Annotated in this window: 14 protein-coding genes and 1 pseudogene; 5 read left to right on the forward strand and 10 right to left on the reverse strand. The window is 61.1% G+C overall.

The features are described from left to right. Nucleotides 1-68: 68 nt before the first annotated feature. The 5 genes from ACGYKA_RS08625 to ACGYKA_RS08645 form a co-directional block, all read right to left on the reverse strand. Nucleotides 69-437, reverse strand: a complete 369-nt coding sequence (locus ACGYKA_RS08625; protein WP_394410545.1) for a hypothetical protein — start codon at nucleotides 435-437, stop codon at nucleotides 69-71. Nucleotides 438-745: 308 nt separating this feature from the next. Then, nucleotides 746-1,372 carry a d(CMP) kinase gene (locus ACGYKA_RS08630; RefSeq protein WP_271689435.1) on the reverse strand — a complete coding sequence of 209 codons (627 nt, stop codon included), beginning with the start codon at nucleotides 1,370-1,372 and terminating at the stop codon, nucleotides 746-748. After that, nucleotides 1,369-1,872: a hypothetical protein gene (locus tag ACGYKA_RS08635; RefSeq protein WP_271689436.1), complete on the reverse strand. Its 504-nt coding sequence runs from the start codon at nucleotides 1,870-1,872 to the stop codon at nucleotides 1,369-1,371. The genes ACGYKA_RS08630 and ACGYKA_RS08635 overlap by 4 nt, the downstream gene beginning before the upstream one ends. Then, the gene (aroA, locus tag ACGYKA_RS08640; RefSeq protein ID WP_271689437.1) at nucleotides 1,869-3,221 is read right to left on the reverse strand and encodes a 3-phosphoshikimate 1-carboxyvinyltransferase; all 1,353 of its coding nucleotides are present in this window, start codon (nucleotides 3,219-3,221) and stop codon (nucleotides 1,869-1,871) included. The genes ACGYKA_RS08635 and aroA overlap by 4 nt, the downstream gene beginning before the upstream one ends. Nucleotides 3,222-3,327: 106 nt before the next feature. After that, entirely contained in the window at nucleotides 3,328-4,029 is a 702-nt protein-coding gene (locus ACGYKA_RS08645) for a tRNA (guanosine(46)-N(7))-methyltransferase TrmB (RefSeq protein WP_271689438.1), read from the reverse strand. A gap of 130 nt (nucleotides 4,030-4,159) precedes the next feature. Between ACGYKA_RS08645 and ACGYKA_RS08650 the strand changes: the two genes are divergently transcribed. From ACGYKA_RS08650 to ACGYKA_RS08670, 5 genes and pseudogenes are all read left to right on the forward strand, one after another. Beyond that, complete coding sequence (locus ACGYKA_RS08650; RefSeq protein WP_394410543.1) at nucleotides 4,160-4,951, forward strand: response regulator; 792 nt, start codon at nucleotides 4,160-4,162, stop codon at nucleotides 4,949-4,951. Between the two features lie 357 nt (nucleotides 4,952-5,308). After that, nucleotides 5,309-7,003: pseudogene (rpsA, locus tag ACGYKA_RS08655) on the forward strand (30S ribosomal protein S1); the annotation flags it as partial. Between the two features lie 284 nt (nucleotides 7,004-7,287). Then, a complete protein-coding gene (gene ihfB, locus ACGYKA_RS08660) occupies nucleotides 7,288-7,572 on the forward strand; it encodes an integration host factor subunit beta (protein WP_067261426.1) in 285 nt (94 codons plus the stop codon). Then, nucleotides 7,572-7,922 carry a lipopolysaccharide assembly protein LapA domain-containing protein gene (locus tag ACGYKA_RS08665; protein ID WP_067261428.1) on the forward strand — a complete coding sequence of 117 codons (351 nt, stop codon included), beginning with the start codon at nucleotides 7,572-7,574 and terminating at the stop codon, nucleotides 7,920-7,922. The genes ihfB and ACGYKA_RS08665 overlap by 1 nt, the downstream gene beginning before the upstream one ends. Before the next feature lie 9 nt (nucleotides 7,923-7,931). Beyond that, nucleotides 7,932-8,579, forward strand: a complete 648-nt coding sequence (locus ACGYKA_RS08670) for a phosphoribosylanthranilate isomerase (RefSeq protein WP_271689440.1) — start codon at nucleotides 7,932-7,934, stop codon at nucleotides 8,577-8,579. A gap of 73 nt (nucleotides 8,580-8,652) precedes the next feature. Here the strand turns inward: ACGYKA_RS08670 and ACGYKA_RS08675 are convergent, their stop codons facing one another. The 5 genes from ACGYKA_RS08675 to ACGYKA_RS08695 form a co-directional block, all read right to left on the reverse strand. Further along, entirely contained in the window at nucleotides 8,653-10,149 is a 1,497-nt protein-coding gene (locus tag ACGYKA_RS08675) for a phosphomannomutase/phosphoglucomutase (RefSeq protein WP_271689441.1), read from the reverse strand. A gap of 27 nt (nucleotides 10,150-10,176) precedes the next feature. Beyond that, the gene (kdsA, locus tag ACGYKA_RS08680; RefSeq protein ID WP_394410537.1) at nucleotides 10,177-11,010 is read right to left on the reverse strand and encodes a 3-deoxy-8-phosphooctulonate synthase; all 834 of its coding nucleotides are present in this window, start codon (nucleotides 11,008-11,010) and stop codon (nucleotides 10,177-10,179) included. Further along, nucleotides 11,007-12,743 (reverse strand): capsule biosynthesis protein, encoded by a 1,737-nt coding sequence (locus tag ACGYKA_RS08685; protein ID WP_394410534.1) that lies wholly within the window; start codon nucleotides 12,741-12,743, stop codon nucleotides 11,007-11,009. The genes kdsA and ACGYKA_RS08685 overlap by 4 nt, the downstream gene beginning before the upstream one ends. Next, on the reverse strand, nucleotides 12,721-13,380 hold the full coding sequence (locus ACGYKA_RS08690; RefSeq protein WP_067261436.1) for an ABC transporter ATP-binding protein: 660 nt from the start codon (nucleotides 13,378-13,380) through the stop codon (nucleotides 12,721-12,723). The genes ACGYKA_RS08685 and ACGYKA_RS08690 overlap by 23 nt, the downstream gene beginning before the upstream one ends. Nucleotides 13,381-13,610: 230 nt before the next feature. Then, nucleotides 13,611-14,234: an acyl-homoserine-lactone synthase gene (locus tag ACGYKA_RS08695; RefSeq protein WP_067261478.1), complete on the reverse strand. Its 624-nt coding sequence runs from the start codon at nucleotides 14,232-14,234 to the stop codon at nucleotides 13,611-13,613. Nucleotides 14,235-14,611: the final 377 nt, after the last annotated feature.

Consider the following 14,611-nt stretch of genomic DNA (forward strand, 5'->3'; position numbering starts at 1 on the left):
TTACTATTCGCAGCCTTGAGGTTGACCGGGCGGACGTAATGGGCATTCGTTGCAACTACGTCGAAGGATTATTCGACTGTGGCTATCAAGGTTAGAACCGCGAGAAACACAGTAAGCAAGGTAAATAGATGTGAGCGGTTGATAACGGCCCAGCCGCTATCTGTTAGGCGGTACAACGATGAAGTGCCTGTAAACAAATCACCCTGCGGAAGTTCGCCCTTGGGGGTCAGCTTGCCTGTTGGTATAGCGTGGTCGATCGGTTCAACCCAGCCTCGCATGTAACATGTTTTCAGGTGCGCTTCCGTATCGTTGTTAATTTCCAACGCCTTTTCGATAACCCAGACGCTGCCGGACTGAGCTGTTAATGCAACTCTTTGACGAGAGAGCTTTCGCAAAATGCGTCTGATTTGAAGTTCTCTACGCATATTATCAAACATGTTCGCTCACCGTTGTTGTCGATGTAATCGGCCCTGCTCGCCTACCGATAGAGTTAAATATTCTGATCGCTATCAAACGCTTTTGACGAAGTTATTTTCTTCTTCCAGCCTAAAATGCTGTCTCTATGAAGGTTATCGTACCGGTAGAAGGGCCCCCTGTACCGGTGCATCAAATATGGGTCACATGCTTCCGCGGACATTGTTGTCACGGACCTTGTATCTAGCGGCCCTCAGATAATTAACTGTAGCACAGAATGCAAAAGCTAGCGCTAAGTCCAACCAAATAATGGTGACGCTGTTAGCCTTGGTCAGCCCCGTTTCGCCTCGACCAAAGCCACGGCGGCGGCCACCGCATCTTCGATCGCCATTTCCGTCGTGTCGATCTGCTTGGCATCCTCGGCAGGTTTCAGCGGTGCTTGGTCCCGGCTCATGTCGCGCAGGTCGCGCTGGCGCACGTCTTCCAACACATCTTCATAGCTGGTCTCGATCCCTTTGCCCGACAGTTCGGCGAAACGGCGCTGTGCGCGCACTTCGGGGCTGGCGGTGATGAAGAGTTTGACCGGCGCGTCGGGGCAGATCACCGTGCCGATGTCGCGCCCGTCGAGCACCGCGCCGCCCGCGCGGGTGGCAAAGCTGCGCTGGAACCGCACAAGGGCGGCACGCACCGCGGGGATCACCGCCACTTTGCTGGCCTCTTGGGCAACCTCGGGGCTGCGCAGAGTAGGGTCTTCCAGATCGACGGGGGCGAGGGTCTGGGCCGCTTCTTCCGGGTCCATCCCGGTGAGGGTCTTGGCCGCGACCGCGCGGTACAAAAGCCCGGTGTCGAGATGCGCAAAACCAAAATGCGCCGCCACCGCCTTGGCCACGGTGCCTTTGCCCGCCGCGGCGGGGCCGTCGATGGCAACGGTGATGCCGTTGGTTTTGTTATCCGTCATCGCAAATTCCTTTTGTTCCGGGCCCGCAGGCCAAGCAGCAGGGCCGCCGTGAAGCAGCCCGCCAGTATCACCCATTTCGCCTTTGTGAACAGGCTCGCCGTAGCGACGGCCTGCGCGGTGATCCGGTCCGGCCCCAATTCGACCAGCCGCCCGATCAGCATGTTTTCGGTGTAATCCGCCCCCAGATACAGCGCCACGGCCAGCGTCAGCCCCAAGCGCAGCCCGCCCACCGACCAGCGCCGGAACCACAGCAGGAGGGCCAGTGCCAAGAGGGCGGGAAAGGCGGTGTCGGCCAGCCGGAACTGGCCCAGATACAGCGCCGTCTGCTCGGGGCTGAGTGCTGACAGATAGGCGCGCGCCCCGGGCAGATCATAGCCCAGAAGCCGCCCGTCCAAGACGCCGATGCCCGCCGCGCGCAGATGTGTCTCGGCAAAGCCCGCAAGGGCTGCAAAGGCCAGTGCAGCGCAAAGGCTGAGCCAGATCAGCCGGTCGCCTGTCACGCAGGCAACCGTTCGACCTGCGCACCCAAGGAGGCCATCAGCGGCTCGAAGATCGGGAAGGAGGTGGCGATGGGTCCGCCGTCATCCACCTGTACCGGCTGTTGCGCGACCATGCCAAGGATCAGGAACGACATGGCGATACGGTGGTCGAGATGGCTCTGACAGGTTGCACCGCCGGGGATATTGCCGTGGCCCAGACCTTTGACGGTCCACCAATCCGGCCCGTCTTCGACCGCGACCCCATTGGCGCGCAGCCCGCTGGCCATGGCCTCAATCCGGTCGCTTTCCTTGACGCGCAGTTCCTTGACGCCGCGCATCACGGTCTCGCCCGTCGCACAGGCTGCCACGACCGAGAGCACTGGGTATTCGTCGATCATGCTCGCCGCGCGTTCGGCGGGGACTTCGATGCCCTTGAGGTTGGGCGAGAATTTCGCGCGTAGATCGGCCACAGGCTCGCCGCCTTCGGTGCGTTCGTTTTCATAGGTCAGGTCCGCGCCCATCTCGCGCAGGGTGGTGAACAGCCCCGCTCGCGTGGGGTTCAACCCGATGCCGGGCACCAGCACGTCCGATCCGGGGACGATCAGCGCCGCGCAGACAGGAAAGGCGGCGGAGGAGGGGTCGCGCGGCACGTCGATATGCTGCGGCTTCAACTCTGGCTGGCCGGTCAGGGTGATGACGCGGCCCTCGTCAGTCTCTTCGACCGTGATCTCGGCACCAAATCCTGCCAGCATCCGTTCGGTATGGTCGCGGGTGGCCTCGGCCTCGATCACCACGGTTTTGCCCGGCGCATTCAGCCCCGCCAGCAGCACCGCGGATTTCACCTGCGCCGAAGGCACGGGCACAGTGTAGCGCACCGGCACAGGCTCGGCGGCACCGACCAGTGTCATCGGCAGGCGGCCCCCGGCGCGGCCCACGGTTTGCGTGCCGAACAGCGCCAGCGGGTCAGTCACCCGCGCCATCGGGCGGCTGTTGAGGCTGGCATCGCCCGTGAAGGTGACCGAGATCGGAGAGGTCGCCATCGCCCCCATCAACAGCCGCACGCCAGTGCCGGAATTGCCGCAGTCGATCACATTGTCAGGCTCGGCAAAGCCGCCGACGCCCACGCCGTGAACTGAATAGGAGCCGCCGCCGTGGTCGACCACCTCGGCCCCGAAAGCGCGCATGGCTTTGGCGGTGTCGAGCACGTCTTGCCCTTCCAAAAGCCCGGTGATCGTGGTCTCGCCCACGGCCATAGCGCCAAGGATCAGGCTGCGGTGCGAGATCGACTTGTCGCCGGGCACTTCAGCGGTGCCGCTAAGCGGCCCGCAGGCGCGCGATGACATGGGAATGGGGCTGCCGTGACTGGACATGAGGTACCTCTGATCTGCTCAAGGTTCCTATTATCGCAGGCGGGCGGCAGCGTCCATCGCCACGCGTGCGATGGATTGGAAACGGGGTGGTATCAGGCGCAAATACTTAGCGTTTGCGGAAGGTCAGGTAATGCGGGGTGCGCCCTTCGCGCAGCGCCTTTTGCTCATAGCGGGTCGAAATCCAGTCATCCCAAGGCGCGCGCCAATCGTCAGGCCCTTCGGCCAGCCAATCAAACCCATGCTGCGGCACCTGTTCGAGCGTCTGGCGAACGTAGTCCTCGATATCCGTCGCCACGCGGAAGATCGCGCCGGGTTTCAACACGCGGGCCAGCGGCTCCAGATGCTCGGGCGTGACAAAACGGCGGCGGTGGTGGCGGGTTTTCGGCCAAGGATCGGGATAGAGCAGGAACGCCCGGTCGATGGAGGCTTCGGGCAACACGTCGAACATATCGCGCACGTCACCGGGGTGAATGGCAAGATTGTCCACGCCCGCGCGCCGGATTTTGCCCAGCAACATGGCGACGCCGTTGATGTAAGGCTCGCAGCCGATGATGCCTACATCGGGGTTCTGCCCGGCCTGATACACCAGATGCTCACCGCCGCCAAAGCCGATTTCCAGCCAGACCTTGCGCCCGCCAAACAGCGTATCAAGGTCAAGGGGCCTTCGGTCGGGATTGCTCTCCCAATCGACGGCCCCCGGCGACAATGCGTCGAGGTCTTCGTCGATATAGGTCTTTTGCGACTTCTTCAGCGCTTTGCCTTTGAGGCGGCCATAGAAGTTGCGGCGGGGGCGTGTTGTATCACTCATGGCGGCTCATGTAGCGGCCCCGCCGCGCCACCGCAACATTCCTCTGCAAGGCTGGCGGCGAATAGGGGCGGGTTAACCATTTGTTAGGCTCCGTGGGTCTAAATGCCGAGGCAAAGCAGGGGGACGGCTGATGAGCGTGGCAAGGCGCGGAAGCGGTGCAGGCGATAGGGCGAATGGCGCAGCTGAGCCTTTGGCGGCGGCGCGCATCCTGATCGTAGATGACCAGCGCTTTGACCGGATGCGGATCAAACGGCTCTGCGGCGGGCTGGACTTTCCTGTCTCTTTGACAGAGGCGGAGAGCCTCGCCGCCCTCGGCCAGCAGTTGGATGAGGGGGCGTTTGACCTGATCTTGCTGGACTACAACCTGCCCGACGGGGATGGCCTGCGCGGCTTGCAGATGATCCGCGCCCATCCACACAACGGCGGTGTGGCCACGGTGATGGTCACCGGGACGGAGCAGAGTGACGTCGCGATCGAAGCGCTGCGCGGCGGTTGTAGTGACTATATCGCCAAGGATGAGCTTTCGCAAAGCACACTCAGGCGTTCTGCCTTTCACGCGCTTCACAAGACCGCTCTGCAACTGAGCGTGGCCACGCAGGAGCAAAAACGGACTGAGCTGCAAAGCGTTCTACGGCGGTTCACCGAGGAATGCGCGCAGGATATCAAGCCGATGGTGAATGAAAGCATGCGCGCGCTATGCGCCTTGGACCGGTCGAACCCCGCCGCCGTGGCGGAGGCGTTAGGAAAGGTCGACTACACTTTCTTGCGTCTGTGGGAGTTCGTTGAGGATCTTGCCAGCTATCAGGGCAGTGACCTTGCCGAAGGCGATCTTGCCGATCCGCCGAAACCCGCGCCGGGGCTGGGCGCGGGCTGGGGCGGGCGAGCGGCGGCTTACCGCGGCAGGGGCCGTGCAGATCGCTAGGAAAAGGTTGCAGCGCCGCGATGGCTCTGATGCATTGTGGTGCCCTCTATCCCCGGGCGCGCTACGGAACCCTCGCCCGGCAGAACCCCGCATATCCCCCGGCCAGCACGCCATAGCCCTTGCAGGAGCGCCAAAATTCGCCTATACGCGCCTTGTCTAAGGGGCGGTTACAGCTTCGGACGCGATATAGCGGGCAGGGTCGGTACTAACCGGCCCTCTTTTGTTTGCGTTCGGCTGCGGGTCAACCGCTGTGCTTTTATGTCGGAGCTTCTCTGACAAGATCGGCACGGTGCCACCACAACGACCAATTGCAACTCCAGACCGGCGGAGACAACCGCGCGGCCAGAAACATTTGATAAGGATACGAAAAGCTACATGACCAAAGCAATGGACGAATTCGAAGCGCTTCTTAACGAGAGCTTTGAAATGGACACGCCCCAAGAGGGCACAGTCGTCAAAGGCAAGGTGATCGCTGTCGAAGCGGGCCAAGCCATCATCGACGTCGGCTACAAAATGGAAGGCCGCGTTGAGCTGAAAGAATTTGCTGATCCCGGCGAATCCCCCAAAATCGAAGTTGGCGACGAAGTCGAAGTTTTCCTTCGCCAAGTCGAAAACGCGCGTGGCGAAGCCGTCATCAGCCGCGAAATGGCCCGCCGTGAGGAAGCCTGGGATCGTCTGGAAAAAGCCTATGCCGCAGAAGAGCGTGTCGAAGGCGCGATCTTTGGCCGTGTCAAAGGTGGCTTCACCGTCGACCTCGGCGGCGCAGTTGCATTCCTGCCCGGCTCCCAAGTCGACGTGCGCCCCGTACGCGACGCAGGCCCGCTCATGGGTCTCAAGCAGCCGTTCCAAATCCTCAAGATGGACCGCCGTCGTGGCAACATCGTTGTATCGCGCCGTGCGATCCTCGAAGAGTCCCGCGCCGAACAGCGTGCCGAAGTCATTGGCAACCTGACCGAAGGTCAGACCGTCGATGGTGTGGTCAAGAACATCACCGAATACGGTGCGTTTGTTGACCTTGGCGGTGTCGACGGCCTGCTGCACGTCACCGACATGGCATGGCGCCGCGTGAACCACCCGTCCGAAATCCTGTCGATTGGCGAGACCATCAAGGTTCAGGTCATCAAGATCAACAAAGAGACCCACCGCATTAGCCTCGGCATGAAGCAGCTGCAGGAAGATCCATGGGATTTGGTTGGCGCGAAATACCCGCTGGGTTCCGTGCACAGCGGCCGCGTGACCAACATCACCGACTACGGCGCATTTGTTGAGCTGGAGCCCGGTGTCGAAGGTCTGGTCCACGTCTCCGAGATGTCCTGGACCAAGAAGAACGTGCACCCCGGCAAGATCGTGTCCACAAGCCAAGAAGTCGAAGTCATGGTTCTGGAAATCGACAGCGCCAAGCGTCGCGTTTCCCTTGGTCTCAAGCAGACCATGCGCAACCCATGGGAAGTCTTTGCTGAGACCCACCCCGAGGGCACTGAAGTCGAAGGCGAAGTCAAGAACATCACCGAATTCGGTCTGTTCGTTGGCCTGCCCGGCGACATCGACGGCATGGTTCACCTCTCCGACCTCAGCTGGGACCAGCGCGGCGAAGAAGCGATCCAAGACTACCGCAAAGGTGACGTGGTTCAGGCCGTTGTCTCCGAAGTGGACGTTGAGAAAGAGCGCATCTCGCTCTCGATCAAGAACGTCGGCGGTGACAAGTTCGCCGAAGCCGTGGGCGGCGTGAAGCGCGGCTCGATCGTGACCGTGACCGTGACCTCTATCGAAGATGGCGGCATCGAAGTCGAATACGAAGGCATGAAGAGCTTCATCCGTCGTTCCGACCTCAGCCGCGACCGTGCCGAACAGCGCCCCGAGCGTTTCTCGGTCGGTGACAAGGTCGACGTGCGCATCACCAACGTTGATGCGAAAGCACACCGTCTGGGCGTTTCCATCAAGGCACGCGAGATCGCGGAAGAGAAAGAGGCGGTACAGCAGTACGGTTCCTCCGACTCCGGCGCGAGCTTGGGCGACATCCTTGGTGCGGCGCTGAAAGGCGACGACGAGTAAGCATATTCCACGTTGAAGATGTGATCTTAGCGAAGGCCCCGCATGGCCACATGTGGGGCCTTTTGCTGTTCAGGGGGCGGGGTCGAATCGCGAAGCGGGTTTTGACCCTTATGCCCAATCCCTACGCGCCGTGGCCTTCAGCGGCGGCAGGCGGCGGAAAAGGGCCGAAATAACAGAGGTTTCGCTGCGAAAAATCTATCGCGGCGTTGGTGGAACACCTTCCCGTGTGGGGCGTTATTTCCTATAGTCGGATAAGACATCAATAAATTCTCGGGGGACGTGCCATGATCCGGTCGGAACTGATCCAGAAGATCGCTGACGACAATCCGCATCTTTATCAACGTGATGTTGAGCGGATCGTAAACACGGTCTTTGATGAGATCACGGGCGCCATGGCGCGTGGGGACCGGGTTGAATTGCGCGGCTTCGGTGCTTTTTCCGTTAAAAAACGCGATGCCCGTGTGGGGCGCAACCCGCGCACCGGTGAGACGGTGAATGTCGAAGAAAAGCATGTACCCTTCTTCAAGACGGGCAAGCTCTTGCGTGACCGGCTGAACGGGAAAAGCTGATGCGTTACATTCGTTATGCCTGCATCGCGCTTTTCGCGATTGCGCTGGTTTCCGTTGCTCTGGCGAACCGGAATATCGTGACACTTCAAGTGCTTCCGACCGAGATTTCAGGTTGGTTTGCCGTGAACCCCTCTATCGAACTGCCGCTCTTTATCGTGATCCTTGGCGGGATCATCGTAGGGCTTTTGGTGGGCTTCGTTTGGGAATGGATCCGCGAACATGGCCACCGGGCCGAACTGGCGCGGCAGGCGCGTGAGCGTCGTCGGTTGGAGCGTGAGGTGATCCGCCTCAAGGAAGAGAAGCATCAGGGCAAGGATGAGGTGCTGGCGCTGCTCGACGAAGCAGGCTAAACCCCACCCATGCCTGAGAACGTTAACGTAAAAATCTGCGGTTTGACCGACCCTGCCGATGTGCCCGCCGCCCTTTTAGCGGGCGCACGCACCTTGGGGTTTGTCTTTTTCGAAAAATCCCCCCGCCATCTGTCGCTGGAGGCCGCGGCGCATATGACCGAGGCAGTGCCTGACGGCATTTGCAAGGTCGCGCTGACCGTCAATGCCGACGATGCGGCGCTAGATGCGTTGCTGGCTGCGGTGCCCTTTTTGGACATGCTACAACTGCACGGCAGCGAAAGCCCTGCGCGGGTGGCCGAGGTCAAGGCGCGCTATGGGCTGCCGGTGATGAAGGCCGTGGGCGTGGCGGATCGCGATGATTTGGCGCTGCTGAACGACTATGTCACAGTCGCGGATCAGCTTTTGGTTGATGCCAAGCCGCCCAAGGATGCGGTGCTGCCGGGGGGCAACGGTTTAGCCTTTGACTGGCGGCTGATCGCTGGGCGGCGCTGGCCCAAGCCTTGGATGCTCGCCGGGGGGCTGAACGCCGAGAATGTGGGGGAGGCGATTGCCCTCACCGGGGCGCGACAGGTTGATGTCTCTTCGGGGGTCGAGAGCGCGCCGGGGGTGAAGAATGCCGAGCGCATTCGCGCCTTCTGCGAAGCGGCGCTGAAGTAAACTCTTCTAGTTCAAAAAAAAGGCCCGGTGGCGATGCCCCGGGCCTTTGTCGTTCTGGTGCCGTAACTGGCGATCAGATCGATTGATCGTAATCGCCGACGCCCGGCTCGGTGCGGATCACCGCATCGATATCGGCGAAGATCGCGCGCATTTCGGCGTCAGATTCGGGGCTTTCGCAGACCACGACCAGGTTCGGCGTGTTGGAGGAGGCCCGCACGAGGCCCCAGCCGCCGTTGTCGAGCATGACGCGTGCGCCGTTGACGGTAATGACCTCGGCAATCGCGCGGCCGCCGATCTTGTCCCCGGCATCGGCCTTGGCGGTGAGCTTCTCCACGATCCGGTCGAGGATGTCGTATTTCTCGGTGTCCGAGGCATAGGGCGACATGGTGGGCGTCGAATAGGTCTGGGGCAGGGCGCGGCGCAGGTCCGACATGGATTTGTCTGGGTTGCGGTCCATCAGCTTGCAGATTTCCACCGCGACGCGCATGCCGCAGTCATAGCCCCGGCCAATCGGCTCGGCCAAGAAATAGTGGCCGGACTTTTCGAACCCCGCCAGCGCGCCCAGTTCTTTGACACGGCGTTTCATGTGGCTGTGGCCGGTTTTCCAATAGTCCGCCTTGGCCCCGTGTTTTTGCAGCTCAGGGTCCGAGGCGAAGAGCCCGGTGGATTTCACATCTGCGACGAAAGTGCTGTTTGGGTGCAGTTTGGCCAGATCGCGGGCCATGATGACGCCCATCTTATCGGCGAAGATTTCTTCGCCCTCGTCATCCACCACGCCGCAGCGGTCCCCGTCACCGTCGAAACCGAGCGCCAGATCAGCGCCGGAGGCGCGGACGCTGTCGGCCATGTCGTGCAGCATTTCCATGGCTTCGGGGTTTGGGTTGTAATGGGGGAAGGTGTAGTCGAGCGTGTTGTGGCTATCGACGACCTCGACCCCCAAGCGGCGGAACAATTCGGGCGCGAAGGCCGATGCGGTGCCATTGCCGGTGGCGCAGACGACCTTCAGTTTGCGGGTCATTTTGAAGTCGCCGACGAGGTCATCCAGATAGGCTTCGCGCACGCCGTCGACGAATTCGTAAGCCCCGCCCGGACGCCGTTCACCACGGCCATTCAGGACGATGTCGCGCAGCTCGGCCATCTCGTCCGGGCCGTGGGTAAGGGGGCGCTGAAACCCCATTTTGACGCCGGTCCAGCCGTTCGGGTTGTGGCTCGCCGTGACCATGGCAACGGCAGGGGCATCGAGGTGGAACTGGGCGAAATAGGCCATTGGGGAAAGCGCCGGGCCGATATCCTTGACCGTGATCCCGGCCTGCATCAGCCCCAGCATCAGCGCATTTTTGATCGAGAGCGAATAGTCGCGATAGTCATTGCCCACGGCGATGACAGGCTCGATCCCGCGCGCATGCATCTGTGTGCCAAGGCCGAGGCCGAGGGCGGTGATGCCGGGCAGGTTGATGTCGTCGGGGTATTTCCAACGCGCGTCATATTCGCGAAAGCCCGTCGGGGTGATCATCGCATCGCGCAGAAATTCCCAAGTGTTCGGGGTCACGGTGGAGGCCGGTTTACTCACGTCAAATACTCGCTTTTTAAGATAAATTTAGAAAGTCAGCGGGTGGCTTTTGGCCAGCGCGTCGAATTGCATCAGTAGGTTGATCAGCCCGGGCATCTGGTCGAGGTAGATCATATTGGGCCCATCACTAGGCGCGCGGTCGGGGTCTTCGTGGGTTTCCATGAAGATCGCCGCAACGCCGATGGCGGCAGCACCGCGGGCCATGACGGGGGCAAACTCACGCTGGCCGCCCGAAGAACCGCCCTTGCCGCCGGGCTGGGCGACCGAGTGAGTCGCGTCCATCACAACTGGGTAGCCGGTCTGGGCCATCTGCGGCAGGCTGCGCATGTCGGCAACCAGCGTGTTGTAGCCAAAGGTGGTGCCGCGTTCGGTCAGCAGGATGTTCTGGTTCCCAGTGCTTTCGATCTTGTCGACGATGTTCTGCATCTCCCAAGGGGCGAGGAACTGGCCCTTTTTCACGTTCACCGCCTTTCCCGTCTCCCCGGCGGCGAGCAGCAGGTCGGTTTGGCGGCAGAGGAAGGCGGGGATTTGCAGCACGTCGACCACGTCACCGGCCTTTGCGCATTGCGCCTCATTATGTACATCCGTCAGCACCGGCACGTCATTGGCGCGGGCCACAGATTGCAGGACTTGCAGCCCCTTTTCGATGCCCAAACCGCGTTTGCCCGAGAGGGAGGTGCGGTTGGCCTTGTCGTAGCTGCCCTTAAAGATGAACTGCGCGCCTGCGGCGTCACAGGCCTCTTTCAGAATGCCAGCGACCATCTGCGCGTGGTCTTCGCTCTCCAACTGGCAGGGGCCAGCGATCACGGTGAGGGGACGATCATTGCCGACGGTCAGATTGCCAATGCGCAGCTGGGTCATGAAGTTACCTGTTCTCTTAGAATGGACGCTGTCAGGGACAACATCAGGTAGATGCCTGCAAAGATAAGGAAAGCCAATATCGTGTTTTCGAACTTGCGGGGGTAGGTCGCCTCGTCCGGGGCCACGGGGTTGACCGCCACGGTGAGGTAGCGGACCTGCCGCCCGGCCTCGGTTCGGGCCTGTTCCATTGCGGTTTGCGCGCTTTGCAGCACCATGTCGGCAGAGGCCAGATCGGCCTGCGCAAGCTGGGCTGCGACCGCCTGTTGCGCCAGCGAGTTTTCGCCTTCGTTGGCGGCGGTCATCCGCTCGCGCAGTTTGGTGAGCTGTTCGCGCAGCCGTCGCACATCCCCGCGCGCGCCATCGACCTTGGCTTGGTTCGGGCGCTGGTTGTCGAGCAGGGCGGCGAGTTCGAGTTCCTTTTCGATCAAAAGGGTCTCGTAATTGGTGATCTGCGTGCGGATCGAGGCGATCATCGCCTCGGGGTCGACGTTGTTGTCGACCTGCAGTTTGATCAGCGCCTCCTGCGCCGCGCGGCGGTTCTCCAGCGCGGTTTCATAACCCTCCAGCGCATCGCGCATCCCGTCTTCGCGCTTTTGCTTGCTCAGGTCATTCACCCGCTCTTCTGCATAGGTCAGCAGACGTTTCGAGAATTCTTCCGAGACCTCGGGATCGGCGGCAATCACCTCCATCCGGATCACGCCTTCGGTCGGGTCGTAGCCGATTTTGACGTTCTTCTTGTAGGTCTTATAGGCTTCTTCGTTGCTGGGATTTTCCGAAAGCCGTTGGATCGCGTCGATCTCAGGGTCGGCGAAATGGGCGCGAAACCCTGCGTCTCCGTCAAGGCGCAGCATCGCGTCTTTCGATTGCAGATAGGCCTGCGTGGCGATGCTGTCGGCGCTATTGGCGAATTGGGTGGGCAGAAGCCCGCCAAAGGGGCTGGAGCCGCCGCCACCTTCGTTCTGAATGATCAGAAACTGGCTTTCGGTGGCATACATCGGTGTGGCGATTTTGTAGAAATAGTAACCCGCGGCGATGGTGGGCAGCATGACGAAAAAGGCCAGCCGGACCAGCAGCATGGCCGCTTTGCGGCGGCGGCGGCGGGTGATATCGCGCTGAATGTCCGAGATCTCGCGCTGGCGGCGCTCGGCGGGGCTGACATCGGTCGAGGGCAGGCCGCGCGGGCCGCGGGGCGTGGTCTGGGGCAGTTGCACCTTCGGGTCGCCGGGCTGGCCGCGGGTGGCGGGCAGGCCGCTGTCCGCCGGATCACCCGCCTGCGGCACCACGAGTTCCAGCATGTTGGACCGCTGAAACGGGTCGATCCCCTTGGCCCGCAAAAGGCGCACCGCGTCGAAATCCGAGGTTGGCGCCAGCCCGTGTTTCTGCGCCACCCGGCGCGCCATGCGCAATTGGCGGCCTGTCAGCCCTTCGCGGCGGATCGCGTCGATGTCCTGCTCGGCTGAGACTTCGTTGGCGGAAGACACCTCGCCCGAGCGGGCGCTTTCGGGTTGGGGCGCTTTGCCGCTGCGGGCGGCATGTTCCAAGGCTTCCTTGCTGTGCGAGGGTTCCACCTCGGTCGCATCGGCGACGGCGCGCAGCTTGGCCTTGCGTGCGGCCTTTTCGGCATCGCTCTGGCCCGCCTGCGCCTTCTCGGCGCTGCTCGGCGCGGCGCTGCTGCCCGAGGGGGGCGGCGCTTTGCGGATGCGGAATTTTCTAGCCTTGGGTTTCGTAGTCATAGAGCTGTTTCGCTTCTTCCAAGGTGTCGAACATATGTAGCTTGCCGTCCAAAAGGACAGCGGCGGAGCGGGCAAATTTCTCAAGCGTATGGGCCTGATGCGAGACGATGATGATCGTCGTGGTCCGCAGCCGTTCTTTCAGAATATCGCCCGCCTTGCGGTTGAATTCCACGTCTGTCGTGCCGGGCATGCCTTCGTCAATCAGATAGATATCAAAATCCAGCGCCAACATCAGCGCGAATGAGAAACGCGCCCGCATCCCGGCGGAATAGGTGCCGAGCGGCTGGTCGAAATATTCCCCCAGACCGCAGAGCCAGCGGCAAAAGCTTTCCACGTAATCAGGGTCAAGCCCATAGAGCCGCGCGATATAGCGGGCGTTCTCCATGGCTGAGACTTTATTGACCACCCCGCCCATAAAACCCAAAGGAAACGAGATGTTACAGCCGCGCCTGATCTCTCCTTCGTCGGGTTTTTCCAGCCCGGCCATCATGTTGATAAGGGTCGTTTTACCGGTGCCGTTGGGGGCCAGAATGCCCAAGGAGTTGCCAAGCTCCACGCGAAAAGATACCCGGTCAAGAATGACCTTGTGCTGCGATCCCGTCCAAAAGGACTTGGACACATTTTCAAATTCCAGCATTCGCTGCTCCGGTTGGTGCTAAGCGGGCGTCGCGGCGCCTCTGGTATCAGAGGTATCTTATCCGTTTATTCACGGAATTTGACCACAATATGTCGAAACGCGGGCGTTCGCTGGGGCAGGGCGCCGTGCGGGGCTTTCTGGTGGCGGTAAAACCTGCTGCCCGCAGGACGGGTATCCTGCGGGGGAGGGGGCATAAGAGGAGGGCATATCGGCCCGCGCCTGCACGGGGGTCAGTGCAACGTGTGGGTGCTCTCGGTCGGGGCCATCTCGCCGATGTAGCTGACGTTCATCAAGGCCGCCTGCGTGCGGTCACCGTCGATGTTTTGCACCGGACCTACCGGCACGGCGCTCATCAGGCCAAGCCGGGTCATCCAGCGGCTGAAGGTGGCGGGCACGATGCCCAGAACATGGCTGGCGCCCATGGCATAGGCGGCACCGGCCATCTGGTTCATCAGCATACGTTGTACGGCAATGCGGCGTTGGGCAGGGACTGCGCTGGTCAGGAACAGGCGGGTGGCTTCCCAGATGTCGTCGCGCACGGGCGCTTTGAAGAACAGCACGTCCTGCGGAATATCCGGCAGCATTCCCAGTTGCGCATCGCGCAGCATGTAGCTGTATTGCGCGCAGGTCGAGGTGGTGGGCATCAGGCGGACCCCGCCCATGACCTCCCCATATTCATGCAAAACGATCCAGCGCGCGCGGGGCGTGTCGTATTGGTCAAACTCCATCCCATCAACCTGAGGGAGATCCCACTGCTTATCGTCGATAAAGATTCGGCGCCGCGCCCGGAGGAAGTTAACGAATAATTCCCCGTGCTGATGCATGTTCAAAAATGACAAAGTTGTGGCACGCATATAGGGGTTGGCCCGGGCAAGGGCCTCGGGGCTATAGGGGTCGACCTCAGTCGATTTGCTGTTAAGCAGTTTTCGTGGGAAGCGGTTGTTCTTTACTTCCAGCGCCTTAGCGTCCTGTGGCGTCAGTTCGGGAAGAACATCCTGCCAAGATTTTCCACTGAAGCTCCGTCCTTGCAGACTCATGTTGGACCTCGAAAATTCGCTGTAAAAATACCTCTTATCAAGAGGCTAACCTCTAGTTGCATGAAATGGCCATACTTATGTCCCATTTCCGGGTGTAGAAAGGAAGATGATCGCGTCTAACATGTGCTTCGATGCCGAAATGCAACATGTTAAGAGCGTTTGTCGGCAGAATGCCGGCATTCGAGCAGCCGACC

Origin of the sequence: Sulfitobacter sp. 1A15106 (assembly GCF_043556995.1) — a bacterium.
Taxonomy (GTDB): domain Bacteria; phylum Pseudomonadota; class Alphaproteobacteria; order Rhodobacterales; family Rhodobacteraceae; genus Sulfitobacter; species Sulfitobacter faviae.